This window comes from Methylobacterium terrae (assembly GCF_003173755.1).
GTDB lineage: Bacteria > Pseudomonadota > Alphaproteobacteria > Rhizobiales > Beijerinckiaceae > Methylobacterium > Methylobacterium terrae.
This window is the reverse complement of the sequence record NZ_CP029553.1, coordinates 5,947,594-5,970,984: the sequence shown is the minus strand read 5'-3', so window position 1 is coordinate 5,970,984 and position 23,391 is coordinate 5,947,594. Positions and strand designations below refer to the sequence as shown.

At 70.9% G+C, this 23,391-nt stretch carries 22 protein-coding genes and 1 pseudogene; 10 read left to right on the top strand and 13 right to left on the bottom strand.

Translation table 11 applies throughout. From position 1 onward, the window contains the following. Positions 1–424: 424 nt before the first annotated feature. The 7 genes from DK419_RS27505 to DK419_RS27475 all read right to left on the bottom strand — a co-directional run bounded on the left by DK419_RS27505 (position 425) and on the right by DK419_RS27475 (position 5,653). Positions 425–1,375 carry a class I SAM-dependent methyltransferase gene (locus tag DK419_RS27505; RefSeq protein WP_109961887.1) on the bottom strand — a complete coding sequence of 317 codons (951 nt, stop codon included), beginning with the start codon at positions 1,373–1,375 and terminating at the stop codon, positions 425–427. Between the two features lie 4 nt (positions 1,376–1,379). Beyond that, the gene (locus tag DK419_RS27500; protein WP_109961886.1) at positions 1,380–1,928 is read right to left on the bottom strand and encodes an RBBP9/YdeN family alpha/beta hydrolase; all 549 of its coding nucleotides are present in this window, start codon (positions 1,926–1,928) and stop codon (positions 1,380–1,382) included. Between the two features lie 57 nt (positions 1,929–1,985). Further along, positions 1,986–3,089, bottom strand: coding sequence for an apurinic/apyrimidinic endonuclease family protein (locus DK419_RS27495; protein ID WP_109962549.1), 1,104 nt, complete (start codon positions 3,087–3,089; stop codon positions 1,986–1,988). Between the two features lie 111 nt (positions 3,090–3,200). After that, entirely contained in the window at positions 3,201–4,028 is an 828-nt protein-coding gene (locus tag DK419_RS27490) for a hypothetical protein (protein WP_245442750.1), read from the bottom strand. Between the two features lie 99 nt (positions 4,029–4,127). After that, positions 4,128–4,523, bottom strand: coding sequence for a DUF3618 domain-containing protein (locus tag DK419_RS27485; protein WP_109961885.1), 396 nt, complete (start codon positions 4,521–4,523; stop codon positions 4,128–4,130). After that, the gene (locus DK419_RS27480) at positions 4,520–4,975 is read right to left on the bottom strand and encodes a phage holin family protein (protein ID WP_245442749.1); all 456 of its coding nucleotides are present in this window, start codon (positions 4,973–4,975) and stop codon (positions 4,520–4,522) included. Before DK419_RS27480 ends, DK419_RS27485 begins: the two co-directional genes overlap by 4 nt. 15 nt (positions 4,976–4,990) lie before the next feature. Further along, complete coding sequence (locus tag DK419_RS27475) at positions 4,991–5,653, bottom strand: hypothetical protein (protein ID WP_425352621.1); 663 nt, start codon at positions 5,651–5,653, stop codon at positions 4,991–4,993. 312 nt (positions 5,654–5,965) lie between these two features. On the opposite strand from DK419_RS27475, the gene DK419_RS27470 reads away from it, so the two are divergent. Next, on the top strand, positions 5,966–7,384 hold the full coding sequence (locus DK419_RS27470; protein WP_109961884.1) for an alpha,alpha-trehalose-phosphate synthase (UDP-forming): 1,419 nt from the start codon (positions 5,966–5,968) through the stop codon (positions 7,382–7,384). A 259-nt stretch (positions 7,385–7,643) separates the two neighbouring features. Here the strand turns inward: DK419_RS27470 and DK419_RS27465 are convergent, their stop codons facing one another. Together DK419_RS27465 and DK419_RS27460 are read right to left on the bottom strand one after the other, a co-directional pair. Then, entirely contained in the window at positions 7,644–8,273 is a 630-nt protein-coding gene (locus DK419_RS27465; RefSeq protein WP_109961883.1) for a TetR/AcrR family transcriptional regulator, read from the bottom strand. A gap of 95 nt (positions 8,274–8,368) precedes the next feature. Continuing rightward, positions 8,369–8,566 (bottom strand): hypothetical protein, encoded by a 198-nt coding sequence (locus DK419_RS27460; RefSeq protein ID WP_060847913.1) that lies wholly within the window; start codon positions 8,564–8,566, stop codon positions 8,369–8,371. Between the two features lie 177 nt (positions 8,567–8,743). Here DK419_RS27460 and DK419_RS27455 point away from each other — a divergent pair, with 177 nt between their 5' ends. Further along, positions 8,744–9,310, top strand: a complete 567-nt coding sequence (locus tag DK419_RS27455; RefSeq protein ID WP_109961882.1) for a glutathione peroxidase — start codon at positions 8,744–8,746, stop codon at positions 9,308–9,310. A gap of 135 nt (positions 9,311–9,445) precedes the next feature. Here the strand turns inward: DK419_RS27455 and DK419_RS27450 are convergent, their stop codons facing one another. The 3 genes from DK419_RS27450 to DK419_RS27440 form a co-directional block, all read right to left on the bottom strand. Further along, positions 9,446–11,260, bottom strand: coding sequence for an NADPH-dependent assimilatory sulfite reductase hemoprotein subunit (locus tag DK419_RS27450; protein ID WP_109961881.1), 1,815 nt, complete (start codon positions 11,258–11,260; stop codon positions 9,446–9,448). 278 nt (positions 11,261–11,538) lie between these two features. Further along, positions 11,539–13,314: a diflavin oxidoreductase gene (locus tag DK419_RS27445; protein WP_109961880.1), complete on the bottom strand. Its 1,776-nt coding sequence runs from the start codon at positions 13,312–13,314 to the stop codon at positions 11,539–11,541. A gap of 108 nt (positions 13,315–13,422) precedes the next feature. Continuing rightward, positions 13,423–13,914, bottom strand: a complete 492-nt coding sequence (locus DK419_RS27440) for an Lrp/AsnC family transcriptional regulator (protein ID WP_109961879.1) — start codon at positions 13,912–13,914, stop codon at positions 13,423–13,425. 213 nt (positions 13,915–14,127) lie between these two features. Here DK419_RS27440 and DK419_RS27435 point away from each other — a divergent pair, with 213 nt between their 5' ends. The 7 genes and pseudogenes from DK419_RS27435 (at position 14,128) to DK419_RS27410 (ending at position 21,257) form a co-directional block, all read left to right on the top strand. Then, positions 14,128–14,979 (top strand): phosphoadenylyl-sulfate reductase, encoded by an 852-nt coding sequence (locus DK419_RS27435; RefSeq protein WP_109961878.1) that lies wholly within the window; start codon positions 14,128–14,130, stop codon positions 14,977–14,979. Next, positions 14,976–15,911, top strand: coding sequence for a sulfate adenylyltransferase subunit CysD (gene cysD / locus DK419_RS27430; RefSeq protein WP_109961877.1), 936 nt, complete (start codon positions 14,976–14,978; stop codon positions 15,909–15,911). Before DK419_RS27435 ends, cysD begins: the two co-directional genes overlap by 4 nt. Next, positions 15,911–17,362: pseudogene (cysN, locus tag DK419_RS29715) on the top strand (sulfate adenylyltransferase subunit CysN); the annotation flags it as partial. The gene cysD and the pseudogene cysN, both read left to right, overlap by 1 nt. After that, positions 17,348–18,376 carry a sulfate ABC transporter substrate-binding protein gene (locus DK419_RS29710; RefSeq protein WP_342587227.1) on the top strand — a complete coding sequence of 343 codons (1,029 nt, stop codon included), beginning with the start codon at positions 17,348–17,350 and terminating at the stop codon, positions 18,374–18,376. The pseudogene cysN and the gene DK419_RS29710, both read left to right, overlap by 15 nt. Then, positions 18,373–19,242: a sulfate ABC transporter permease subunit CysT gene (cysT, locus tag DK419_RS27420; RefSeq protein WP_109961875.1), complete on the top strand. Its 870-nt coding sequence runs from the start codon at positions 18,373–18,375 to the stop codon at positions 19,240–19,242. The genes DK419_RS29710 and cysT overlap by 4 nt, the downstream gene beginning before the upstream one ends. Further along, positions 19,235–20,119: a sulfate ABC transporter permease subunit CysW gene (cysW, locus tag DK419_RS27415; protein ID WP_109961874.1), complete on the top strand. Its 885-nt coding sequence runs from the start codon at positions 19,235–19,237 to the stop codon at positions 20,117–20,119. Before cysT ends, cysW begins: the two co-directional genes overlap by 8 nt. Before the next feature lies 1 nt (position 20,120). Continuing rightward, on the top strand, positions 20,121–21,257 hold the full coding sequence (locus DK419_RS27410; RefSeq protein WP_109961873.1) for a sulfate/molybdate ABC transporter ATP-binding protein: 1,137 nt from the start codon (positions 20,121–20,123) through the stop codon (positions 21,255–21,257). 179 nt (positions 21,258–21,436) lie between these two features. Here DK419_RS27410 and DK419_RS27405 read toward each other — a convergent pair whose 3' ends face one another. Beyond that, positions 21,437–22,156, bottom strand: coding sequence for a GntR family transcriptional regulator (locus DK419_RS27405; RefSeq protein ID WP_109961872.1), 720 nt, complete (start codon positions 22,154–22,156; stop codon positions 21,437–21,439). A 158-nt stretch (positions 22,157–22,314) separates the two neighbouring features. Between DK419_RS27405 and DK419_RS27400 the strand changes: the two genes are divergently transcribed. Further along, on the top strand, positions 22,315–23,352 hold the full coding sequence (locus tag DK419_RS27400) for a TRAP transporter substrate-binding protein (RefSeq protein WP_109961871.1): 1,038 nt from the start codon (positions 22,315–22,317) through the stop codon (positions 23,350–23,352). The last annotated feature ends 39 nt before the right edge of the window (positions 23,353–23,391 follow it).

Sequence of the window (23,391 nt, the reverse complement as noted above, 5' to 3'; positions counted from 1 at the left end):
GTCGCGGATAACGGATTATGACTTGGATGCCGCTGCGGACTTATGCGCCTATCCGGGCACAACCTGAAGTATAATACTGCGCAAACGGGCATCAGTATTGATAAGAACCGAATATTTCTGTTAAGAATATCGGGAGCCGAATGACAGCTCGGGGGATTGCCTCGCAGGAGGAGAGTGGAGCCGGAGCCCGCTCGATCACCGGCGGCCCTGCCGCCCCTCACGGTCACCCCGGGGCCCCGCAACGGAACCCGGACCCATGAACCCCGAGGCGTGGACCGATGCGACGGGCGCGCCGCTCTCTCCTTCAACCTCAGCGGTCGGTCTATCCGGGCCCACGCCTTGCGTCGAAGTCCGGAGGGTTGGCGAAGTATCGGCTTCGACGTCCAGCCGCGGCTCGACAGGTCCCATCTCGGGCACCCGCGCACTATTCCTTGTGCGCGAACAGGTAGGTGCCGCTCGCCAGCTCCAGGTTCTTGGCGTCGCTGAGCTCTGTCACGTAGGGCTCCTTGAGGAGCGAGAGCGGGTCGGCGGTGAAGTCGGAGAGGCGGCGCGACAGGAAGCGCTTGCGCACGTCCGGCGGCAGGCCGGCGGCCCAGGACTGGATCATCCAGGTCAGGCTCCAGATCGGCAGGAGCGAGGCCGGGACGTACTGGTGGTCGACCGCGAGGTGGCCGGCGAACAGGTTGCGCAGGCCCTCGCCGGTCATGTTGTAGTAATGGTGCGGATAACCGTGCAACGGCTGCAGGAACGGCACGGCGCAGACCAGCCGGCCGCCGGGCTTGAGCACCCGGGCGATCTCGCGGGCGCAGGTGAAGGGATCGCGGACGTGCTCGAGCACCGCGATCGAGATCACCCCGTCGAAGCTGGCATCGCGAAACGGCAGCACCTCGCCGACGCCGAGCACGTCGGTCGTGTCGTAATCGGCGATCTCGAGGTTGACGACGTTGGCGTAGTAGCGGTCGCGGCGGCCGGCGCCGCAATCGAGGATCAGCCCGTCCGGGTTGGACGCGATCAGCTCCTGGACGTGGCCGTCATAGGCGTTCTGCGAGACGTTCGGGCTGTCCTCGGCGCCCGCCAGCGCCCGCAATTCCTCGCTCAGGTAGTCGTACTTCTCGCCGATCCGGCGGTGGGGCAGGTCATCGCGCATCAGGGGAGCGAGCCGCGCGAGCTTCTCGGCCCGCATCCGCTCCAGCCCCTCGGGCAGGCGGCTCTGGCGCCGGCCCTGGCGCAGGCCGTGTCGGTCGAAATGCGCCCGGCCGCTGGCGAGGCGCCCTTCGCGCACCGCGAGGTGGATGTCCGGGTTGGCCGCGAGGTAATCGGCCTCGCGGAAGGTCGCCGCCGTCGCCGGCTCGACCATGTCGAGAGAGGGGACCACGGAGCTAGAGGCCGCGCAGGAAGCCGGCGAAGCGCATCAGCCCCTCGGGCCAGGGCCCGTGCCCGCTCTCGGCGTTCAGGTGGCCGGATTCGCCGGCATCGACGAGCTCGGCGCCCCAGGCGGCGGCGAACTCGCCCGCCCGGTCGTAGGCCGTGTAGGGGTCGGTGCGGCTCGTCACCAGGAGCGTCGGGAAGGGCAGGGGCTCACGCGGGATCGGCGCGAACGTCCGCAGGGCGGCGGGCGTGTCGGGCCGCTCGATGTCGGGCAGGGCCACCAGGAAGGCGCCGGCGACCGCGCCCTCGGGCAGATAGGGGGCGGCCTGCACGCAGGAGATGACCCCGAGGCTGTGGGCGACCAGCACCACCGGCCGGGTCGCCGCCTGCACCGCCGCGATCACCGCGTCGCGCCAGGCCTCGGGCTCGGGGTGGTCCCAGCTCTCCTGCGTCACGCGGCGCGCGGTCGAGAGCCGCTCCTGCCAGCGGCTCTGCCAGTGGTCGGGCCCGGAATTGGTGTAGCCCGGGACGACGAGGATGTCGCAATCGGCCGATCTCATGCCGCACCGTTACAGTGAGGACGCGGCAGCGTCGAGAGCGGGTAACCCCGCACCTCGCTACTCCGCGGCGAGCGGCGGCACCGCCGGGGCGATGCCCGACAGCGCGGGCCCGACATGGAGCGCCAGGCCCGTCGAGGCGAGGTTCTTCAGCTTGGCCTCGACCTCGATGTCGCACCAGGCGAGGTGGCGGGCCGCGTAATCGTTGAAGGCGCGGTTCCACATCATGTCGGAATGGGCGGCGAGATCGCGGCCCTTGAGGCCGGCCTCGGTGAGGCCTGCGAAATCGGGCAGGGCGTCGGGGTCGTGGCCCGGCAGCACGTCCTCGCGCGAGACGCTGACATGGCCGATCGGGCGCACCCCGCGCCAGGACTCGATCACCCGGGCGATCCGCGGATCGTCGGGCTCGATGTAGTCGCCGCGGCTGTGGATCCAGTGATGGTGCAGGTCCAGCACCACCGGAACCCGGTCCGAGAGGCGCAGGACCTCGTCGAGGCCGAAGGCCGATTCGTCGTTCTCGACCGTGACGAGGTCGCGGGCGACCTGCGAGACCCGGTCCAGGTTCTCCCGGAAGGCGTCGACCCCGGGGTCGCGGGCGCCGACATGGATGTTGACGTGGGCGCCGTGCGGGTGCCAGCCGCCGCCATAGCCCATCATCGCCATCACCTCGGCGTGGTAGTCGAGCTCGGCGATGCCGTTCTCCAGCGCAGCCGGGTTGCGGCTCGCCAGGATGCAGAACGGGCCCGGATGCATGCTCAGGCGAACGCCGCCGGCCCGCGCCGCCTCGCCGACCGCGGCGAGCCCCACCTCGATGGCGCGGCGGAAGTCGGGGTCGGCGTAGAGGTCGCGCACCTCGGGATGGGTGTAGCCCGGCAGGATCGAGCTCGCGAGGCGCAAGAGCCGCTCCAGCGGCGGCCGGGCCGCCACCCAGGCGACCTGCCGCCCCATCGCCGCGAGGTTGTGGGTCACCACCGCGACCAGCTTCTCGCGGGCGGCCGCCGGATCGAGGCGGCGCAGATGCGCGATCGTCACCGTGGTGACGTTCATCACCAGCGCGGCCTCCTTGGCCGCCTTGATCGTCTTGTGCCGCCCGGGCTCCTCGTCCGGGATGAACTTGCAGCAGAAGCCGAGGCGGGGGCCGGGAACGGGGGAGGCGGAGGTCATGACCGACAACGCGGCGCGGGGCGTCGCGGGTCCCAGGGTTCCGGGAGGAAGTCGGGGATGTGAAAAGGCCGGCCCCGAGGGGCCGGCCGGTCGTCCGCGGGGATTCGGAGATCAGTGCGTCTGCCGGCCCGGCTCGCCGGTGCCGGGCTGGCCCGGGCCCTGGCCCGGCTGGTTCTTGCGCAGCTCGTCCGAGGCGGCGTGGGCGGCCGCGACGGCGGCGTCCTGGGCCTGGTCGAGGGCGCTCTCGACGAACTGGCGGCCGCGCTCCGTCGCCTCGCGGGCGTAGCGCAGGCCCTGGTCGCGGACCTCGTCGGCGTAGGCGCCGACGGTCCGGTCCTCCTGGCGGGTGCGCGGCAGGAGCGAGCCGAGCAGCATGCCGGCGGCGAGCCCGACGACGCCGACGAGCACCGGGTTCTCGGTGACGAAGCGCTCGACGGCGCTCTGGCCTTGCGCGAGGCGGTCGCTGCCGCGGTCGCGCAGGTCGGCGTAGCGGCGCGAGCCGGTCTCGATGCGGTCGTTGGCCCAGTCGCGGGCGCGGTCGAGCGTCTCGGCGCTGCGACCGCCGACGGCGCCGTAGGTCTGGCTCGCCTGGCTGTGGACGCGGTTCACCGCGTCGCTGGCGCCCTGCTTCAGCCGGTCGGCGGCGGCGTCGGCCTTGGCGCGCAGCTGCTCGGCGGTCTGGCTGATGCGGTCGCCGATCGCCGCGGCGGCGTCGCTCGCCCGCTCGGAGGCGTCGGAGGCGGCGTCCTTCACCGCGTCGGCGGCATCGCGGGCGGTCTGCCCGGCCGTGCTCGCCGCGTGAGCGGCGGCGCCCTGCGCCGCGTCGAGGTTCTGGCGCACCGTGTCGTGGTCCTGGTGCAGGGTGCGCTCAGGGCCGGTGGCCGGGGTGTGGGCCGAGGGCGCGCCGGGATTGGCCGGGTTGATGGTGTGCTCTGCCATGGCTCGGGAACTCCGTGGACAGGGTGCGACGGTCGCGTCGGACGCCTGCGGCAAGTCGGTCGATCGAAGACGGGGACGCCGGCGCGGGGCCGGCGCCCCTCACATCCGCAGGCCGTCGGCGACGCGGTCGGCGGCGGGGTGGGCGGTCGGCCGGTCGGGGTCGTAGACCCGGGCCGCGCCGGTCTTGAGCACCGGCACCGCCTCGGCCCCGTTCATCGTCGCCTCGAGGTGCTGGCGGCGCTGCGACTCGCGGGCGACGCGGTGGATCAGCCAGCCGACCCCGGCGACGATCAGCATCACCGGGACGGGGTTGCGCCGCACCGCGTCGAGCGCCCCGTCGTAGAGGCCGCTCGCCGGCGATTGCCGCACCGTGCCGAGCATCTCGTCGACGATGCTGGCCGGCGAGAGCCGGCCCTGGATCTGGTCGATGGTCCGGTCGAGGCGGGCGCGGGTCTCCTCGATGTCGTGCTCGAGCTCGTTGATCGACTGGGTCATCCCGACACCCTCTCAGACAGGACCCTCGCATCCTGGCGCACCTGGCGCGTCGTGCGGGTCGGCGTCAGCGTGGACAGGGACATCGCGCTGCGGCCCCACAGGGCGAGCCCGATGCCGATCACCAGGAACACCGCCCCGACGATCAGGGCGGCGAGCGCCTCGGAATGGACCACCGTGGCGAGCCACTTCACCAGGGCGTCGGTGAGCACCAGGAGGGCGACGACCGCGAAGACCGCGGCGCCGACCATCATGCCGAGCCCGAGGAACAGCGACCTCAGGTTGTTCGACATCTCGGTGCGGAAGAGGGCGATCTCCTTGCGGGCGAGATCGGTGGTCTCGCGCAGGGCATCCCCGAGGAGGCCCTGGATGCTGCCGGGAGATCCGGTCCCGTGAGATCCATGCCCGTTCGGTCCGTCGCCGCCGAGCGGGCGGCCGGCAGTGGGGTCGGCCATCGCGGCGTCCTCCCGTCAGGCCGAGTAGCGCGGGCCGGACGCGCCGGTCCGGTAGGGATCGGGCCGCGCGGTCTCGGGCTCGCTATGGGCGCCGGGCACGTCCCGGTAGCCGGCATCCCGATAGCCCGCGTCGCGCGCGCCGAACGAGTCGGTCGCCCGGTCGTCGGCGCCGCGGGCGCGCTCCCGCGCATCGCGAAAGGCCTGGCGGCCGTCGAGGACGTGGGAGGGATGGGCCGAGGCCTTGATGAAGCGGGCGGCGAGGAAGCCGGTGAGGAAGGTCGCCACCGCGACGGCGGCGGGCCGGCGCCGGGCCACCGCCTCGACCTCGCCGTAGAAATCCTCGAAGCTGCGTTCGCGGATCGAGCCGGAGAGCTGCTCCAGGCCTTCCGCCGCGCTGTCGAAGAACGCCTTCACGTTCGGCTGCTGATCGAGCTTGCCGCCGGAATCGCGCAGGGCCTGGGCGAGGTCGGAGACCGACTGGGCGGCGTCGCCCTTGCGCCGGTCGACGTAGCCGTGGACCTGCTCGCGGGCCGATTCGACCAGGCTGAAACCGCGCTCCATCGCGACGTCGCCGAGCTGGCGCACGTCGGACCGCAGGTCGTTCCACTCCGCCGAACGCTCGCCGGGGGCACCCCGGTCGTCGGCCCGGTGCTGTCCGTTCTCGTAACCCGCGCTCATCAGGGCACTCCATCCTCATTCCGGCGCGGCGGGCAGGCCGGACCGGCCACCGCGCCGAACACATGCGACGATATTGCGGGTAACAGCAGCCAAGGCGCCCGGTTCCGGCCTCACCCGAGGAGGAATCATGGCGGGATTCCTGTGGAGCGCCGGGCACAGCCCGTGCGGGTGCGGCAGGCCCGGATTCGCCGGGAGGGTTGACCAAATCCGCGGGATCGCGCTTGCTCACCGCGCGTTTTCTCCGTCCGGGGCGGATGGACGCGGCGACGTTCCCGCCCCACAAGGTCCGTGCAGCCGGAGTCCATACCCGCCGTGTCACGCCTCATCATCGTGTCGAATCGCGTCGCCGTCCCGGATGCGGGGTCCAAGGCGGTCGCGGCCGGCGGGCTCGCCGTCGCCCTCAAGGAGGCCTTCACGGCCTACAAGGGCCTGTGGTTCGGCTGGAGCGGCAAGATCACCGACAACCCGTCCTCCGAGCCGGTGATCGCCGACCGGGGCCGCGTCCAGTACGCGGTGATGGACCTCTCGCCCCAGGACCACCGCGAGTACTACAGCGGCTTCGCCAACCGGGCGCTCTGGCCGATCATGCATTACCGCCTCGGCCTGGCGGCGTTCTCCCGGGCCGACTACGCCGGCTACCAGCGGGTCAACCGCATCTTCGCCCAGGCGCTCGCCGGGCTGATCGAGCCGGGCGACCTGATCTGGGTCCACGACTACCACCTGATCCCGCTCGCCTCCGAGCTCAGGGGCCTCGGGGTCTCGAACCCGATCGGCTACTTCCACCACATCCCGTGGCCGTCGGGCGAGGTGTTCAACACCCTGCCGGCCTCGACCGAGCTGCTGCGCGCGGTCTCCGACTACGACCTGATCGGCCTCCAGACCGACAGCGACGTGCACAACCTCTCGCGCAACCTCGTCGACGAGCTCAGGGCGATCCCCCTCGGCGGCGGCTCGCTGATGGTCGACGGGCGCCGCACCCGCATCCGCAGCTTCCCGATCGGCATCGACGTCGACGGCTTCCGCCAGGCCGCCGAGCGCGCCGGCATGAACCGCACCGTGCGCGACACGGTGGCGGGCCTGCGCACCCGCAAGCTCCTCATCGGCGTCGACCGGCTCGACTACTCGAAGGGCGTGCCGGAGCGGATGGAGGCGGTGGAGCGCTTCTTCGCCTCGAACCCCGACCAGCGCGGCAACGTCGTCTTCCTGCAGATCGCCCCGAAGTCGCGCACCGAGGTGCCCGAGTACGAGCAGCTCAGCCGCGACGTGAACGAGGTGCTCGGCAACATCAACGGGTCGCTCGGCGAGCCGTCCTGGACGCCGATCCAGTACGTCACCAAGGCCTATCCGCGCGCGGTGCTGGCCGGGCTCTACCGCGCGGCGCGCGTCGGCGTCGTGACCCCGATGCGCGACGGCATGAACCTCGTCGCCAAGGAATACGTCGCCGCCCAGAGCGACGAGGATCCGGGCGTGCTGGTGCTCTCGAAATTCGCCGGCGCCGCCCGCCAGCTGCCCGAGGCGCTGCTGGTCAACCCCTACGACCGGTTCGAGGTGGCGGAGGCGATCCGCGCCGCCCTCTACATGCCCAAGGCCGAGCGCGTGGAGCGGTGGAAGCCGATGTTCGAGCGCATGGCGCGCGAGGACGTCGACTGGTGGGCGCGGAGCTACCTCGGCGAACTCGAAGGCTTCCGCACCGTCGAGCGCGAGCCGCCGGCGGAGGCGGAGGCCAGGTAGGCACGATTTGGCGCGACGCGCCGAACCCTCCCCCCTCTGCGGCGGAGGGTGCCCCGCTGCGAGTGCGAAGCACTCGTGCGCGGGGCGGGAGAGGGGACCACGGTTCCGGAGAGGTCGCTGACCAGGGTGAAGGGCGCCCCATCCTGAGTGGTTGCGCTACCCCTCTCCCGGCACACTGCGTTCGCCACCCTCCCCCGCGTAAGGGGGGAGGGTTCACCGGCGGCGTCCGTCGAGAAATTTCGGGAGATGTGGCGGTGGCTCAGGCCACCCGCGGCCCCGCCCTGAGCGCTCCCATCAGGAACGCGATCATCGCGTCGAGCGCCGGCACGAAATCCTCCGGGCACTGCACCACCAGCACCGGGTGGCAGAAGCGCACGATCGCCGTGTGGACGCAGCGCGCCGCCACCGCCGGATCCTCGACCGCGAACTCGCCCCGCGCGGCGCCGTCGGCGATGACGCGCTCGAGCACGGCGGTGATGCGGTCGACGTGGTGGCGGCAGACGTTCCAGCTCTCGGACATCGCCGCCTCGATCATCTCGTGCATGCGCGGATGGCCGGTGAAGCGGCCGACGGCGTCCCGGTGCAGGAACACGATGATCTCGCGCAGGCGCGCCTCCGCCGGGAGGCCGGGCCGGTCCGCCACGACGGCGATCCGCGCCTCGACCTCGCCGATGATGCGCGCCACCACGGCCTCGTTGATCGCCTTCTTCGAGTCGAAGAAGCGATACACGTTGGCCGGGCTCATCCGCAGGGTCTTGGCGATGTCGGCGACCGTGGTCTTCTGGTAGCCGATCTCACGGAAGAAGCGCTCCGCCGTCGCCAGGATGCGGCAGCGGGTATCGGGCGGGGATTCCTCGACCGGTGGAGGTGCGGACAGGGCAGGGATCATCCGCGGAGCCTATCGTGCCGATCGCGTCGGGGTCAAAAGGCTCCGGCGACCTTAACGTCGGGTGTGGCATCTGCGTCACCCGGGCGGGACCGCCGTCAGGACCCGAACTGCGAGCCCAGCCGCTCCAGGTACTCGGCGAGGTCGATGCCGCCGACCTTCTTGCCGTAATCGAACCGCGCGCCGGGGCGGATCGCCACGCTCTCGCGGGCGGTGGTCAGGGTCACCGGCCGGGTGCAGACCCACGCGCCGTCGCGCCGGTGCTCGAAGTAATTCAGGATCTCGTGCCGGTCCACGGCCGCCTCCCACCACGCTTGCCATTGGTCTGGCGAGACAACGTGACAGTCGGGTGGAAGTTCACGGGGCGCCGCCGCGGCGTCCCGGACTTGCCGCAAGCTTGACCATACGCGACCGCTTGCGCCGCTGCGGAAGCCGCGAGACAATCGGGGCGAACACTCCCGAGGAAGCCCCCGATGCCGGTCGTTCGCCGCGAGGCCCTGTTCCTGATCGCCGGCGCGCTCGCCGTTCCGGCCCGGGCCGCGCCGCTCCAGAGCGGCGTCACGGCCTCCGCCTTCAGCTTCACGAGGCCCGAGGGCGGCAGCCTGGCGCTCGCCGAGCAGGCGGGCAAGCCGATCCTGGTGGTCAACACCGCGACGGCCTGTGGCTACGCCCCGCAATTCGCCGGCCTGCAGCAGCTCTGGACCCGCTTCGGCCCCCGCGGGCTGACGGTGATCGCGGTGCCCTCGGCGGATTTCGGGCGACAGGAACCGCTCGACGGGCTGGCGATCGCCGAGGCCGCGCGCAAGAACCACGGCGTGACCTTCCCGGTCGTGGCGAAGACCGGCGTCACGGGCCCGCAGGCGCACCCGTTCTACCGCTGGGCGGCCGCCGAGAAGCCGGCCGAGACCCCGCGCTGGAACTTCCACAAGTACCTGGTCGGCCGCGACGGGCACCTCGCCGCCGCCTTCGCCACGCCGGTCGAACCGACCGATCCGCGGGTGATCGCGGCGATCGTGAAGGAGCTGGAGGCGGCGGAGTAGGGGGGTTCCGGGTCGCGAGAGTGGAAGCGGGAAACGTCTCCCCTCCATCCACCCACAACCTCATCCTGAGGTGGGAGGGTGGGAGTGACGGCAGGCCCGGTCGCCTCGACGCTCCGAGCCCGCCGCGATCCTCGGTCAGGCCACCGCCTTCCGCGCGCCCGTCTGCACGTGGAAGTCCGGCCCGTTGCCGGTCTTCGCCACGTAGCCGGCCCGGATCACGAAGTCGCCGAAGCGCTCGCCCTTGGTCCGGTCCTTGGCGTAGGCCGCGAAGAGCGGGTCGAGCTTCGGGCGGATGTCGGAGGCCGTGACGTCCTCGGCGTAGAGCTTGCTCAGCCGCGAGCCGTCGAAGGCGGCGCCGAGATAGAGGTTGTAGCGCTCGGGGCCGCGGCCGACGAGGCCGATCTCGGCGATGAAGGGCCGGGCGCAGCCGTTGGGGCAGCCGGTCATCCGGATCGTGATGTCGTCGTCAGCCAAGCCGTGGGAGGCCAGGCTCTCCTCCAGCTCGTCGATCAGGCTCGGCAGGTAGCGCTCGCTCTCGGCGAGCGCCAGGCCGCAGGTCGGCAGGGCCACGCAGGCGAGGCTGTTGCGGCGAAGCGCGCCCGCTCCGGTGGTGAGGCCGTATTCCTGCACCAGCGCGTCGATCTCCGCCTTCCTGTCCGCCGGGACGTTGGCGACGATGACGTTCTGGTTGCCGGTGAGGCGGAAATCGCCCTGGTGCACCTCGGCGATGCGGCGCAGGCCCGCCAGGAATTGCGGCCCGCCCTCGACGTCCTTGATCCGGCCCGACGGCACGTAGAGCGTCAGGTGGTGCTTGCCGTCGTCGCCTGCGACCCAGCCGTAGCGGTCGCCGTTGCCCGTGAAGGTGAAGGGCTTCGGGTCCTGGAAGGTGCGGCCGACCCGCTTCTCGACCTCGGCCCGGAAGGCCTTCAGGCCGTAGCGCTCGATCGTGTACTTGAGGCGCGCGTTCTTGCGGATGGTGCGGTTGCCCCAGTCGCGCTGGACGGTCATCACCGCCTCGGCGACCTTCAGGGCGTATTCCGGCTCCGCGAACAGCATCACGTCGGCGGTGCGCGGGAAGGTGTCGGCCTCGCCGTGGGTCATGCCCATGCCGCCGCCGACGGTGACGTTCCAGCCCGTCACCTTGCCCTTCTTGTCGAGGATCGCGATGAAGCCGAGATCGTGGGCGTAGACGTCGACCTCGTTGGAGGGCGGCACCGCCACGATGGTCTTGAACTTCCGCGGCAGGTAGGTCTTGCCGTAGACCGGCTCGACCTCGGCCGCGTCCTCAGCCCCGACCACGCGCTCGCCGTCGAGCCAGATCTCGCGCCAGGCATTGGTCTTCGGCAGCAGGCTGTCGGAGATGTCCTTCGCCAGCTTGTAGGCGGCCTCGTGGGCGCCCTTCTGGGCCGGGTTCGTCGCCGCCATCACGTTGCGGTTGACGTCGCCGCAGGCCGCGATCGTGTCGAGCAGCGCCGAGTCGATCGCCGCCATCGTGCGCTTGAGGTTCGACTTGATGACGCCGTGATACTGGAAGGTCTGCCGCGTCGTCGCCCGCAGGGTGCCGTTGGCGTAGGTGCGGGCGATCTCGTCGAGGATCAGCCATTGCTTCGGGGTCACGACGCCGCCGGCGATGCGCAGGCGGATCATGAAGGAATAGGCCTTGTCGAGCTTCTTCTTGGTCCGCTCCGCGCGCAGGTCGCGGTCGTCCTGCAGGTACATCCCGTGGAACTTCACGAGCTGCCCGTCATCGTCCGAGATCGCGCCGGTGGCGTTCTTGAGCAAGCCCTCGGCGAGCGTGCCGCGCAGGTAGCCGCTGGCGATCTTGATGTGCTCGTTGGCCGAGAGCTTGGCGGCGCGGGCGGCCTCCGCCTCGGTGATCGGGCGCTCGGCCGGCGGCGTCTCGTAGACGCGCTCGGTGGTGGAGGTGTCGGCGGTCTTGTGGTCGGCCATGGGGGTGGTGTCCGTTCGGGCGCCGGGTCCGGCGCGTAATTTACCGGCATCCCCGGCACGTGACAGCGCCGAATGAGACGCGGGATCCCCTCTCCCGAGTGGGAGAGGGGTAGGGGCGATCGAAGATCGCGCGAGGGTGCTACGGTTCCGAGTCGGGCTCAGACCGCGCCGCTGCAAGCACCGAGTTTAGTGCTTTCCACTGACGCGTAGCACCCTCACGCGGGATCTCCGATCCCCCGGCCCCTCTCCCACACGGGAGAGGGGAGGCAGTTCCAGTGCTAGTACACGTCCTGCTGGTAGCGGTGGCTGCGCTCCAGGCCGGCCACCGCCGCCTCGGCCGCCGCCGCGTCCAGGCCCTTCACGTCGGCGAAGGCACGCACCAGCGCCGCGCGCACGTCCTTGGCCATCGCCTTGGCGTCGCCGCAGACGTAGAAGTGGGCGCCGCCGTCGAGCCACGAGACGAGCTCGCGCCGCTGCTCCCAGATCCGGTCCTGGACGTAGATCTTCTCGGGCTGGTCGCGGGAGAAGGCGACGTCGATGCGGGCGAGCGAACCGTCCTCCAGCGCTTCCTGCCACTCGAGCTGGTACAGGAAGTCGTGGGTGAAGTGGCGGTCGCCGAAGAACAGCCAGTTGCGGCCCGGCGCCTCGGTGGCGCGGCGCTCCTGCACGAAGGCGCGGAACGGCGCGACGCCTGTGCCGGGGCCGACCATGATCACGTCGGTCGCCGGGTCCTTCGGCAGGCGGAAATGCTTGTTCGGCTTCACCCGCACCCGGAGCTTGGCGCCGGTGCGGATCCGGTCCGCGACGTGGACCGAGGCGACGCCGGTGCGCGCGCGGTCATGGGTGGTGTAGCGCACCGCCGCGATGGTGAGGTGGGCCTCGTCGCCGACCTCGGCCCGCGAGGAGGCGATCGAGTAGGCCCGCGGCGGCAGCGGCCGGGTGATGTCCGAGAGAGCTTGAGCCGAGAGCTTCGCCGGGTAGGTCTCGATCAGGTCGACGAGGTGGCGGCCCTCGATCCAGGCCCGGACCTCGTTCGAGTCGATCAGGCGGCGGGCCTCCTCGTGGCCGGTGGCCTTGACGAAGCGCTCGACCGTGGCCGCCGACAGGGTGGTGATGTCGCGCTCGGCGAGCAGCGCCTGGCGCAGGACGGAATCGCCCTCGAGGCCGGCGGCCTTGAGGATCTGGTCGACCAGGGCCGGGTCGTTCTCGGGGTAGAGCTCGAGCGAGTCGCCGGGCTCGTAAGGAGGGGCGGCATCCTCGAAGGCCAGCGCGAGGTGGATCGTCTCCTTGTCGGAGCGCGACGAGTTGAGGTTCACGTGCTCGATCACCTCGACGACGACGGGCTCGCGGCTGACCTCGGCCTCCTCGTCGGCGCCGGCCGTGCGGGCGAAATCCACCGCCACGACGTTGCCGGCGGGCTCGGGCGGCGCCAGCGCCTTGAGGGCGTCCTTGATCCAGGCGGCGGCCGGCTTGTCGAAGTCGAGGTCGCAATCGACCCGCGGCAGCACGCGCCTGGCGCCGAGCGCCTCGAGGCGGTCGTCGAGGCGCTTTCCGATGGCGCAGAACTCGGCGTAGGAGGTGTCGCCGAGCGCCAGCACGCCGAACTCGACCCCGTCGAGGCGCGGCGCGCCCTCGCCCATGATCTCGCCGTAGGCGCGCACCGCGCGGGCCGGCGGCTCGCCCTCGCCCCAGGTGGCGGCGATGACGACGAGGCGCTTCTCCTTCCCCAGGGCCGCCACGTCGAGGTCGGCGAAATCGACGACCTTCGGCTTGAAGCCGCTCTTGCGGGCGAGCTTGGACACGTCGCCGGCGAGCTTCTCCGAATTGCCGGACTCGCTGGCGAAGACGATCGTCACCGGCTCGGCGGCCCGCGGCGGGGCGGCCGGGGCGGGCGCCTCGGCGGCGGCAGTGCCGCCCGCGGCGTCGAGGCCGGCGAGGAAGCCGGCCAGCCACGCGCGCTGCAGGGCGGTGGTGGAGCCGAGGGCGGCATCGAGATGGGCCCGCTCGGCGTCGCCGAAGGGAGCCGTGCGGGGAAGAAGCGCGGAGCGAGACATGCCCGCACAGATGTGCCCGCGCCGCCCCGGAGTCAACCGAAATGTTCTTTTTGAAGAACGCGGCTGCGGGAGATCATCGTTATCGTCGGCACGCGCAGCAGGAGAAGATTATTTCCCGTTCGCCGCCAGCGGCTGGACGAACGGTGCCGACGGGAGCGGCAGCGCAGTGGTGCTCTTCACCTTCTCCATGGCGAACCGCGACGTCACGTTCTTCAGGGGCAGCACCGCGATCAGGCGCTTGTAGAAGGCGTCGTAGGCCTGCATGTCGGCCACCACGACGCGGAGCATGTAATCCACGTCGCCGGCCATGCGGTAGAATTCCAGCACCTCCGGCATCCCCGAGACCGTGGCGGCGAAGCGCTCCAGCCACTCGCGGGAATGGTCGCTGGTCTCGATCGAGACGAACACCGTCAGCCCCAGGCCCAGCTTGACCGGGTCGAGCACCGCCACGCGCCGGTCGATGACCCCGTCGGCCTCGAGGCGCTGGATGCGCTTCCAGCACGGGGTCTGCGACAGGCCGACGCGCTCCCCGATCTGGGCGATCGACAGCGTCGCGTCGTTCTGGAGCAGGGCGAGGATCTTCAGGTCGATGGCATCCACTGCGCGGCTCCGGTTTTGGAGAAGAATCTTTCAAGACTGACCCTCGGTCAGGGAACGGTTTTTCGACCAAGGCGTTCGCCAAGCCTCGAATAGCCGGCGAGGTCGGACCTGCCGCTGCGAAAAACAGCGGGATCGCATCCCAGCCATGCCTTGACAGTGTTCGGTATAGCGAACAGTTACCCGGTCACACAAGCAGCCAATCCCGGGCTCTCCATGACCCTTCCCCTCGACCGCGCGGCGCAGGAGCTGGCCTCGCGCCTGCGTCCCCTCGCCCTGCCGGAGCGCCTCGCGCTCATCGACGCGACGGTGGACGGCCGCCTGGTCTTCACCACGAGCTTCGGCCTCGAGGACCAGGCCCTCACCCACGCGCTCCGCATGGCGAAGTCGCGGGCCGAGATCGTGACCCTCGATACCGGCCGGCTCTTCCCCGAGACCTACGACACCTGGGCCGAGACGGAAGCCGCCTACGGCTTCCGCATCCGCGCCTACGCGCCGGAGCGCGAGGCCGAGGAGCGCTTCGTCGCCGAATCCGGCATCAACGGCTTTCGCCACTCGGTGGCGGCGCGCCAGGCCTGCTGCGGCTTCCGCAAGGTCGAGCCGCTCGGCCGCGCGCTCGCCGGCGCCGCCGGCTGGCTCACGGGCTTGCGCGCCGGGCAGTCGGCCAACCGCGCCGAGACGCCGCTCGCCGAGGCCGATCACGCCCGCGGCCTGATCAAGCTCAACCCGATCGCCGACTGGACCCGCGAGGCGCTGGCGGAGCTGATCCATCAGAACTTCGTGCCCTACAACGTGCTGCACGATCGCGGCTTCCCGTCGATTGGCTGCGCGCCCTGCACCCGCGCCGTGAAGGTGGGCGAGCCCGAGCGGGCCGGCCGCTGGTGGTGGGAGCAGGCGGGCAAGCAGGAATGCGGCCTCCACGTCGCCGGAGCGCCCGGCCAGAAGATCCCCTCCAGTCAGGAGATCAGGCCCGGACAGGAGCCCGCCGCCTTCGAGCCGGCACAGTCCGGCACTAGACATTCGCCCGAATCATCCTCGACCAAGAGCAACCCGGAGCTGGCCGCATGAGCGCCGCCCTCAAGACCCGGACCGACGGCCTCGACCGCCTGACCCACCTCCAGCGCCTGGAGGCCGAGAGCATCCACATCATGCGGGAGACGGTCGCCGAGACCGAGAACCCGGTGATGCTGTACTCGATCGGCAAGGATTCCTCGGTCCTGCTGCACCTGGCCCTCAAGGCCTTCGCGCCGGGCCGGCTGCCGTTCCCCCTGCTCCACGTCGACACGACCTGGAAGTTCCGCGAGATGATCGCGTTCCGCGATCGGCGCGCGAAGGAACTCGGCCTCGACCTCCTCGTGCACACCAACCCGGACGGGCTCGCCCGCGGCATCGGGCCGGTGAGCCACGGCTCCGAGGTCCATACCGACGTGATGAAGACCCAGGCCCTGCGCCAGGCCCTCGACAAGCACAAGTTCGACGCGGCCTTCGGCGGGGCGCGGCGCGACGAGGAGGCCTCGCGGGCCAAGGAGCGCATCGTCTCCTTGCGCACCGCGCAGCACCGCTGGGACCCCAAGCGCCAGCGCGCCGAGCCCTGGCACCTCTACAACATGAAGAAGCAGCGCGGTGAGTCGTTGCGGGTGTTCCCGCTGTCGAACTGGACCGAGCTCGATATCTGGCTCTACATCGAGCAGGAGAACATCCCGATCGTGCCGCTCTACTACGCGGCCGAGCGCCCGGTGGTGCAACGCGACGGGCAGCTGATCATGGTGGACGACGAGCGCCTGCCGCTCCAGCCCGGCGAGACGCCGGAGATGCGCCTGGTGCGCTTCCGGACGCTGGGCTGCTACCCGCTGACCGGGGCGGTGGAGAGCGACGCCGCGACCCTGCCGGAGATCATCGGCGAGACGCTCGCCGCCCGCACCTCCGAGCGGCAGGGCCGGGTGATCGACAAGGACGGCGCCGGCGCCATGGAGCGCAAGAAGCAGGAAGGCTACTTCTGATGACCGTGCACCAATCCACCCGCGCCTTCGGCTACGAGGCCTTTCTCGCCGCCCATCAGCGGAAGGAAGTGCTGCGGTTCATCACCTGCGGCTCGGTCGACGACGGCAAGTCGACCCTGATCGGGCGCTTGCTTCACGACACCAAGCAGATCTTCGACGACCAGGTCAGCGCGCTCGAGCGCGACTCGCGCCGCCACGGCACGCGGGGAGGGGAACTCGATCTCGCGCTCCTCGTCGACGGGCTGCAGGCCGAGCGCGAGCAGGGCATCACCATCGACGTCGCCTACCGGTTCTTCTCGACCGAGCGGCGCTCCTTCATCGTCGCCGACACTCCGGGCCACGTCCAGTACACCCGCAACATGGCGACCGGCGCCTCGACCGCCGAGGTCGCGGTGCTGCTGGTCGATGCCCGCAAGGGCTTGAGCCCGCAGACCCGGCGCCACGCGCTCCTGGTCTCGATGCTCGGCATCCGCCGCGTCGTGCTGGCGGTCAACAAGATGGACCTGATCGGCTGGTCCGAAAGTCGGTTCGAGGCGATTCTGGCCGAGTTCCAGGCCTTCGCCAAGGATCTGCGCTTCGCCGACGTCACCGGCATCCCGCTCTCGGCGGCGAACGGCGACAACGTCGTGCTGCCGGGCACGGCCGCGCCCTGGTATACCGGTGCACCGCTGCTGCAGTACCTCGAGGAGGTGCCCGCCCACGTCGAGGAGGAGGCCGCTCCGTTCCGCATGGCGGTGCAGTGGGTCAACCGGCCGAATTCCGACTTCCGTGGCTTCTCCGGCCTGATCGCCTCGGGCGCGGTCGCGGTCGGCGACGCCGTGGTGGTGGCGCCCGCCGGCACCCCGTCCACGGTGGCGCGGATCCACACCTATGACGGCGACCTGGAACGCGCCATCGCCGGCCAGTCGGTGACCTTGGTTCTCGCCGACGAGGTCGACGCCTCGCGCGGCAGCGTGATCACGGCGGCGGCGCAACCGCCGATCGTCAGCGACCGGCTCGAGGTTCGGCTGTTCTGGGCCAACGAGGCCGAGCTGACGCCGGGCGCGACCTACCTCGCCAAGGTCGGGACGGTGACGGCGAACGCCGTGGTCGAGGCCGTGCGCGCGCGCATCGACACCGAGACCGGGCAGGGCGTGCCGGCCGACGCTTTGAGCGCCAACGACATCGGCGACGTGACGCTCAGCCTCGACCGCAAGGTCGCGGTCGATGCCTACCGCCAGAACCGCGACACCGGCAGCCTGATCCTGATCGACCGGGCGACCACCGACACCGCGGCCCTGGGTCTGGTCCAGGCGCCGCAGGCCTCTCCGCAGGGCGGTGCCAAGGTCGAGACGAGGGCCGAGGTCGCCAAGGCCGAGGTCACCAAGGCCGACATCGCCAAGGCCGACATCGCCAAGGCCGAGGTGGCTCCCGCCGGCGGCGGCCTCCTGGGCTCGTTGCGGCGGCTGTTCCGGGGCTCGTCGCTCGCGCTCGTCGCCGGGGCCTCGCTGCTCGCGCTCGCCGGGGCCCCGGCCCCGGCCCGGGCGCAGGCCCTCCTGAACGTCTCCTACGACCCGACCCGGGAGCTGTACCGGGCGATCGACGCGGCCTTCGCCAAGGAGTGGAAGGCCAAGACCGGCGAGACCGTGACGGTGCGCGCCTCCCATGGCGGCTCCGGCGCCCAGGCCCGCTCGGTCATCGACGGGCTGCCGGCCGACGTGGTGACGCTGGCGCTCGCCAGCGACATCGACGCCATCGCGGCGCGCTCGAAGAAGCTGCCGGCCGACTGGCAGAAGCGCCTGCCGAACAACTCGACGCCCTACACCTCGACCATCGTGTTCCTGGTCCGGAAGGGCAACCCGAAGGCGATCAAGGACTGGGACGACCTGGTGAAGCCGGGGATCCAGGTCATCACCCCGAACCCGAAGACCTCGGGTGGCGCGCGCTGGAACTACCTCGCGGCCTACGCCTACGCGCTGTCGAAGAACAACAACGACGACGCCAAGGCGAAGGACTTCGTCACCGCCCTGTTCAAGAACGTGCCGGTGCTCGACACGGGCGCGCGCGGCGCCACCACCACCTTCGTGCAGCGGGGCCTCGGCGACGTGCTGGTCGCCTGGGAGAACGAGGCGTTCCTCGCCGACGAGGAATTCGGCAAGGGCAAGTTCGACATCATCGTGCCCTCGCTCTCGATCCTGGCCGAGCCGCCGGTGGCGCTGATCGACGCCAACGTCGACCAGAAGGGCACCCGCCGCCAAGCCGAGGCCTACCTGCAGTTCCTCTATACCCCTGAGGCGCAAGCCATCATCGCCAAGAACTTCTATCGTCCGCGCGACGAGTCGGCGGCGGCCAAGGAGGACCTCGGTCGCTTCCCGAAGCTGAAGCTCGTCACGATCGACGACACCTTCGGCGGCTGGGCCAAGGCCCAAAAAACCCACTTCGACGACGGCGGCGTCTTCGACGCCATCCTGAAGTCCCGTCAATGAGCGACGCCGCGGCCCTGCCCGCGGGGCGGGCCGCCCCCCGCTTCCGGCGGCCGAGCGCGCTCCCGGGCTTCCGCCTGACCTTCGGGATCACGCTCACCTACCTGACCCTGATCGTCCTCCTGCCGCTGGCGGTGCTGCTCCTGCGCGCGGCCAGCGTCGGCCCCGCCGGCCTGTGGGCGCTCGTGACGGATGCCCGCAACCTCGCGGCGCTCAAGACCTCGTTCGGCCTGTCGCTGGCCGCCGCCGCGATCGACGCGGTGTTCGGGCTCCTCATCGCCTGGGTGCTGACCCGCTACCGCTTCCCCGGCCGGCGGATCATCGACGCGCTGGTGGATCTCCCCTTCGCCCTGCCGACGGCGGTGGCCGGCATCGCGCTCGCCAGCCTCTACGCGCCGAACGGCTGGCTCGGCGAGCCCCTGATGGCGATGGGCATCAAGGTCGCCTACACGCCGCTCGGCATCCTGGTGGCGCTGGTCTTCGTCGGCCTGCCGTTCTGCGTCCGCACGGTGCAGCCGCTGGTGGCCGAGATCGACAAGTCGAGCGAGGAGGCCGCCGCGATCCTCGGCGCCTCGCGCTTCCGGGCCGTCGTCACGGTGATCCTGCCGCCCCTGATCCCGGCGATGCTCACGGGCTTCGCCCTCGCCTTCGCCCGCGCGGTCGGCGAGTACGGCTCGGTGATCTTCGTCGCCGGCAACCTGCCCTACGTCTCGGAGATCGCGCCCCTGCTGATCGTGATCAAGCTCGAGGAGTTCAACTATGCCGGCGCCACCGCCATCGCCGCCGTGATGCTGCTGATGTCGTTCGCCGCGCTGCTGGCCATCAACCTGGTCCAGGATTTCAGCCGCCGCAGGTTCGGGCATGTCTGACACGACCGTTCCCTCCATCCGCCCCGCCGCCCGCGGCCCGCACGCGGCGCTGACCGAGCCGCGCCCGGTCCGCATCGCGCTCACCCTCCTGGCGGTGGCCTTCCTGGGGTTGTTCCTGCTGCTGCCGCTCGCGGTGGTGTTCGTCGAGGCGCTGAGCAAGGGCCTGGGCGCCTACATCGCCACCTTCGCCGAGCCCGACGCGCTGGCGGCGATCCGCCTGACGCTCCTCGTCGCGGTGATCGCGGTGCCGCTCAACGTCGTGTTCGGGCTGTGCGCCTCCTGGGCCATCGCCAAGTTCGAGTTCCGCGGCCGTAACCTGCTCATCACCCTCATCGACCTGCCGTTCTCGGTCTCGCCGGTGGTGGCGGGCCTGATCTACGTGCTGATCTTCGGGGCGCAGGGGCTGTTCGGCCCGTTCCTCAACCGGCACGGGATCGAGATCATCTTCGCGGTGCCGGGGATCGTGCTCGCCACCGTGTTCGTCACCTTCCCGTTCGTGGCGCGCGAGCTGATCCCGCTGATGCAGGACCAGGGCACCACCGACGAGGAGGCCGCGTTGACCCTGGGCGCGAGCCCGTGGCGGGTCTTCCGCACCGTGACGCTGCCCAACGTGCGCTGGGCGCTCCTCTACGGCGTGCTGCTCTGCAACGCCCGGGCGATGGGGGAGTTCGGCGCCGTGTCGGTCGTGTCGGGCCGGATCCGGGGGTTGACCAATACGATGCCGCTCCACGTCGAGATCTTGTACAACGAGTACAATTACGTGGCGGCGTTCGGGATCGCCTCGCTGTTGGCGCTCCTCGCGCTCGTCACCCTGGCGGGTAAATCTTTCCTCGAATGGCGCCATGCCGATGCGCTGGCCGGACGCGGAGCCCATTGAGATGACGGCCGGATTCGCTCCCACCGCCCTGTCCCTGCGCCGCGACGCGCAAGTCCGTCCGGTCGAGGCCGCGTCCTCCGAGCGCCTGCGCCACGCCGGCACGGCGGTGCGGGTCGACGGCATCGTGAAGAGCTACGGCGGCCACGGCCCGGCGGCGCTCGAGGGCGTCAGCCTGGCGATCGAGCCGGGCGAGCTCCTGGCCCTGCTCGGCCCCTCGGGCTCCGGTAAGACGACGCTGCTTCGCGTCATCGCCGGCCTCGAGATCCCCGACGGCGGCCGGGTGTTCTTCGGCTCGCAGGACACCACCGACATCCCGGTCCAGAGCCGCGGCGTCGGCTTCGTGTTCCAGCACTACGCCCTGTTCCGGCACCTGACGGTGTTCGAGAACATCGCCTACGGGCTGCGCTCGCGCCGCCGGGCCCACCGCCCGAAGGAGGACGAGATCCGCCGCCGGGTCGAGCGCCTGCTCGAGCTGGTGCAGCTGCCCGACCTCGCCAGGCGCTATCCGGGCCAGCTCTCCGGCGGCCAGCGCCAGCGGGTCGCGCTCGCCCGCGCGCTCGCGGTCGAGCCCTCGGTGCTGCTCCTCGACGAGCCGTTCGGGGCGCTGGACGCCCAGGTCCGCAAGGACCTGCGCCGCTGGCTGCGCGAGATCCACCGCGAGACCGGCCAGACCACGATCTTCGTCACCCACGACCAGGACGAGGCGCTGGAGCTCGCCGACCGGATCGCGATCCTCAACAAGGGCCGCATCGAGCAGGTCGGCGCACCTCACGAGGTCCAGGACCACCCGGCCTCGCGCTTCGTGATGTCGTTCGTCGGCGAGACCGCGCGGCTGCCGGCCGAGGTCGTCGGCCGAGAGGTCCGCGTCGCCGGCCGCCCGGTGATCGCGGCGGAGGCCGGCTGGCCGCAAGGAGCCGTCGATCTCTGCCTGCGGCCCTGGGACCTCACGGTCGGGCAGGGACCCGGCACGCTGCCCGGCACCGTGCGCGAATGGCGCCGCACCGGGCGGGGCACCGTGGCGGAGATCCTCCTCGACGGCGCCGAGGCCCCGGTCGAGGTGAAGGTGACGGAGGTCTACGAGCCGGGCGACCGGGTGGCGCTCGCGGTCGGGGCGGCGCGGGTGTTTCCGCGGGGGTGAGTGGGAGGGGGGCCCTCGACGGTCACGCTGACGGCGGCCACCGATATCCACCCGCCCATCGTCAAACGCCGCGCCCTTTCCCGGATCTCCTTCCGCTGACGCTCCGATCGTCCGGGAAAGGGGAGGGTGTTGAAAGGTTTCCTTGAAGCGATGAAGCGCCAGCTACATCGCCGATCGTGTTACCGCCGCACCCGCCGGCTGCGCGCCTCCAGCGCGAACGCATCCTCCTGCGCCTGAAGCCGCTCGACGAAGATCGTGGCGGCCCGGGCGATGTGCTGGCGCGACAACCGGTCGGCCGCCTCGGCCTCGCCCGCCGCGATGGCGTCCAGGATCGCCGCGTGCTCGTCCCAGATGCGGGTCGGCATCGCCTCGTCCTCGCGCAGCACCTCGCCCATGATCCGCCGCAGGTGGTTGAAGTGCGGCGCCGCCGTCTCGACGATGATCGGGTTCTCGGCGATCTCGCCGAGGAAGCGGTGGAAGGCGATGTCGGCCTCGATCAGCCCCGCCACCGAGCCGGCTTGCGCCGCCGCGCGCCCCGCCGCCACCAGGGGAAGACCCTCTCGGCCGGCCCGGGCCGGGTTGCGCTCGGCGGCGAGCCGGCTCGTCAGGCCTTCGAGCACGCCGCGCACCTCGTAGAGGTTCTGCACGAACGCGGCTTCGAGCGGCGCCACCACCAGCCCGCGGCGGGGCGCGTCGCGCACGATGCCGTGGTTGCGCAGCAGCAGCAGCGCCTGCTGCACCGGCTGGCGCGAGACGCCGTAGGCATCCGCCAGTTCGTCCTGGATCAGCCGGGTGTTGGGCGGCAGCCGCCCCTCGGTGATCTCGCTGAAGATCGCGCCGTAGACCTGCTCGACGAGCCGGTGGCGCGTCAGGCTGCGGGCGTCGGTCTCGCCGGCCATGGCCGGATCCCCCTTCACGCAGAAACTCGTTCCGGACGTGTTGCGCAAACCGGAGGCCCGTGCAATACCGAATTCGAAATTCGAATTCTGAATTCAATAAATGCCGCAGCGGGACGCGCCCGAACGACGGCTCGGAATTCGGTCGAGGGAGAAACGCCATGAACACCCCCCGCTCCACGGGTCTCCACCGGCGGCACCTGCTGGCATCAAGCCTCGGTGCCGCCGCAGCGTTGACGACCGGCTTCCCGCGGCCGGCCCTGGCGCAAGGCGCCAAGCTCGCCTTCAAGCTCGGCACCGACCTGCCGGTGCCGCATCCGGTGAACGTGCGCCTCAAGGAGGCGATCGCGGCGATCGGCCGGGAGACCAACGGCGCCGTCGAGATCAGCCTGTTCCCGTCGAACCAGCTGGGCAGCGACTCGGACATGCTGTCCCAGATCCGCTCCGGCGCGCTCGAACTCGCGACCTTCCCGGGCACCGTGGTCTCGACGCTCGTGCCGGCGACCTCGCTCACCGGCATCGGCTTCGCCTTCACGAGCTACGACAAGGTCTGGGCCGCGATGGACGGCGAGGTCGGCGGCTATATCCGCCGGGCGATCGAGAAGGCGAACCTCGTGCCCTTCGAGACGACCTGGGACAACGGCTTTCGCCAGATCACCACCAGCACCAAGCCGATCCGCACGCCCGACGACCTCAAGAACTTCAAGATCCGCGTGCCGGTGGTGCCGCTCTGGGTCTCGATGTTCTCGGCGCTCGGCGCCGCGCCGGTCAGCATCCCGCTGAGCGAGGCCTATTCGGCGCTCCAGACCCGGATCGCCGACGGGCAGGAGAACCCGCTGGCCTTGATCAATTTCGCCAAGTTCTACGAGGTGCAGAAATACTGCTCGCTCACCAACCACGCCTGGGACGGGTTCTGGATGATGGCGAGCGGCCGGGTCTGGAAGGGCGTGCCGGCGGACGTGCGGGCGATCATGGAGAAGCACCTCAACGCCGCGGCGTTGAGGGAGCGCGACGACATCGCCCAGGCCAACCGCGACACCCAGAAGGAGCTGGAGGGACGGGGGCTTACGTTCAACGCCACCGACCCGGCCGCTTTCCAGGGGGCGTTGAAGGCGACCAAGTTCTACGGCCAGTGGCGCGAGAAGTTCGGGCCGGAGGCCTGGGCGCTGGTGCAGAAATATGCAGGCGACATCGGCTGAGGGTTCGGCCTTTCCGGCAGATTCTTGCCTCTTCCACTC

Coding starts and splice junctions, on each gene's coding strand:
- DK419_RS27500 (WP_109961886.1), bottom strand. CDS start 1,928: ATGAGATCGGCCGATTGCGACATCCTCGTCGTCCCGGGCTACACCAAT.
- DK419_RS27495 (WP_109962549.1), bottom strand. CDS start 3,089: ATGACCTCCGCCTCCCCCGTTCCCGGCCCCCGCCTCGGCTTCTGCTGC.
- DK419_RS27490 (WP_245442750.1), bottom strand. CDS start 4,028: ATGGCAGAGCACACCATCAACCCGGCCAATCCCGGCGCGCCCTCGGCC.
- DK419_RS27485 (WP_109961885.1), bottom strand. CDS start 4,523: ATGACCCAGTCGATCAACGAGCTCGAGCACGACATCGAGGAGACCCGC.
- DK419_RS27480 (WP_245442749.1), bottom strand. CDS start 4,975: ATGGCCGACCCCACTGCCGGCCGCCCGCTCGGCGGCGACGGACCGAAC.
- DK419_RS27475 (WP_425352621.1), bottom strand. CDS start 5,653: ATGAGCGCGGGTTACGAGAACGGACAGCACCGGGCCGACGACCGGGGT.
- DK419_RS27465 (WP_109961883.1), bottom strand. CDS start 8,273: ATGATCCCTGCCCTGTCCGCACCTCCACCGGTCGAGGAATCCCCGCCC.
- DK419_RS27455 (WP_109961882.1), top strand. CDS start 8,744: ATGCCGGTCGTTCGCCGCGAGGCCCTGTTCCTGATCGCCGGCGCGCTC.
- DK419_RS27450 (WP_109961881.1), bottom strand. CDS start 11,260: ATGGCCGACCACAAGACCGCCGACACCTCCACCACCGAGCGCGTCTAC.
- DK419_RS27445 (WP_109961880.1), bottom strand. CDS start 13,314: ATGTCTCGCTCCGCGCTTCTTCCCCGCACGGCTCCCTTCGGCGACGCC.
- DK419_RS27435 (WP_109961878.1), top strand. CDS start 14,128: ATGACCCTTCCCCTCGACCGCGCGGCGCAGGAGCTGGCCTCGCGCCTG.
- cysD (WP_109961877.1), top strand. CDS start 14,976: ATGAGCGCCGCCCTCAAGACCCGGACCGACGGCCTCGACCGCCTGACC.
- cysT (WP_109961875.1), top strand. CDS start 18,373: ATGAGCGACGCCGCGGCCCTGCCCGCGGGGCGGGCCGCCCCCCGCTTC.
- cysW (WP_109961874.1), top strand. CDS start 19,235: ATGTCTGACACGACCGTTCCCTCCATCCGCCCCGCCGCCCGCGGCCCG.
- DK419_RS27410 (WP_109961873.1), top strand. CDS start 20,121: ATGACGGCCGGATTCGCTCCCACCGCCCTGTCCCTGCGCCGCGACGCG.
- DK419_RS27405 (WP_109961872.1), bottom strand. CDS start 22,156: ATGGCCGGCGAGACCGACGCCCGCAGCCTGACGCGCCACCGGCTCGTC.
- DK419_RS27400 (WP_109961871.1), top strand. CDS start 22,315: ATGAACACCCCCCGCTCCACGGGTCTCCACCGGCGGCACCTGCTGGCA.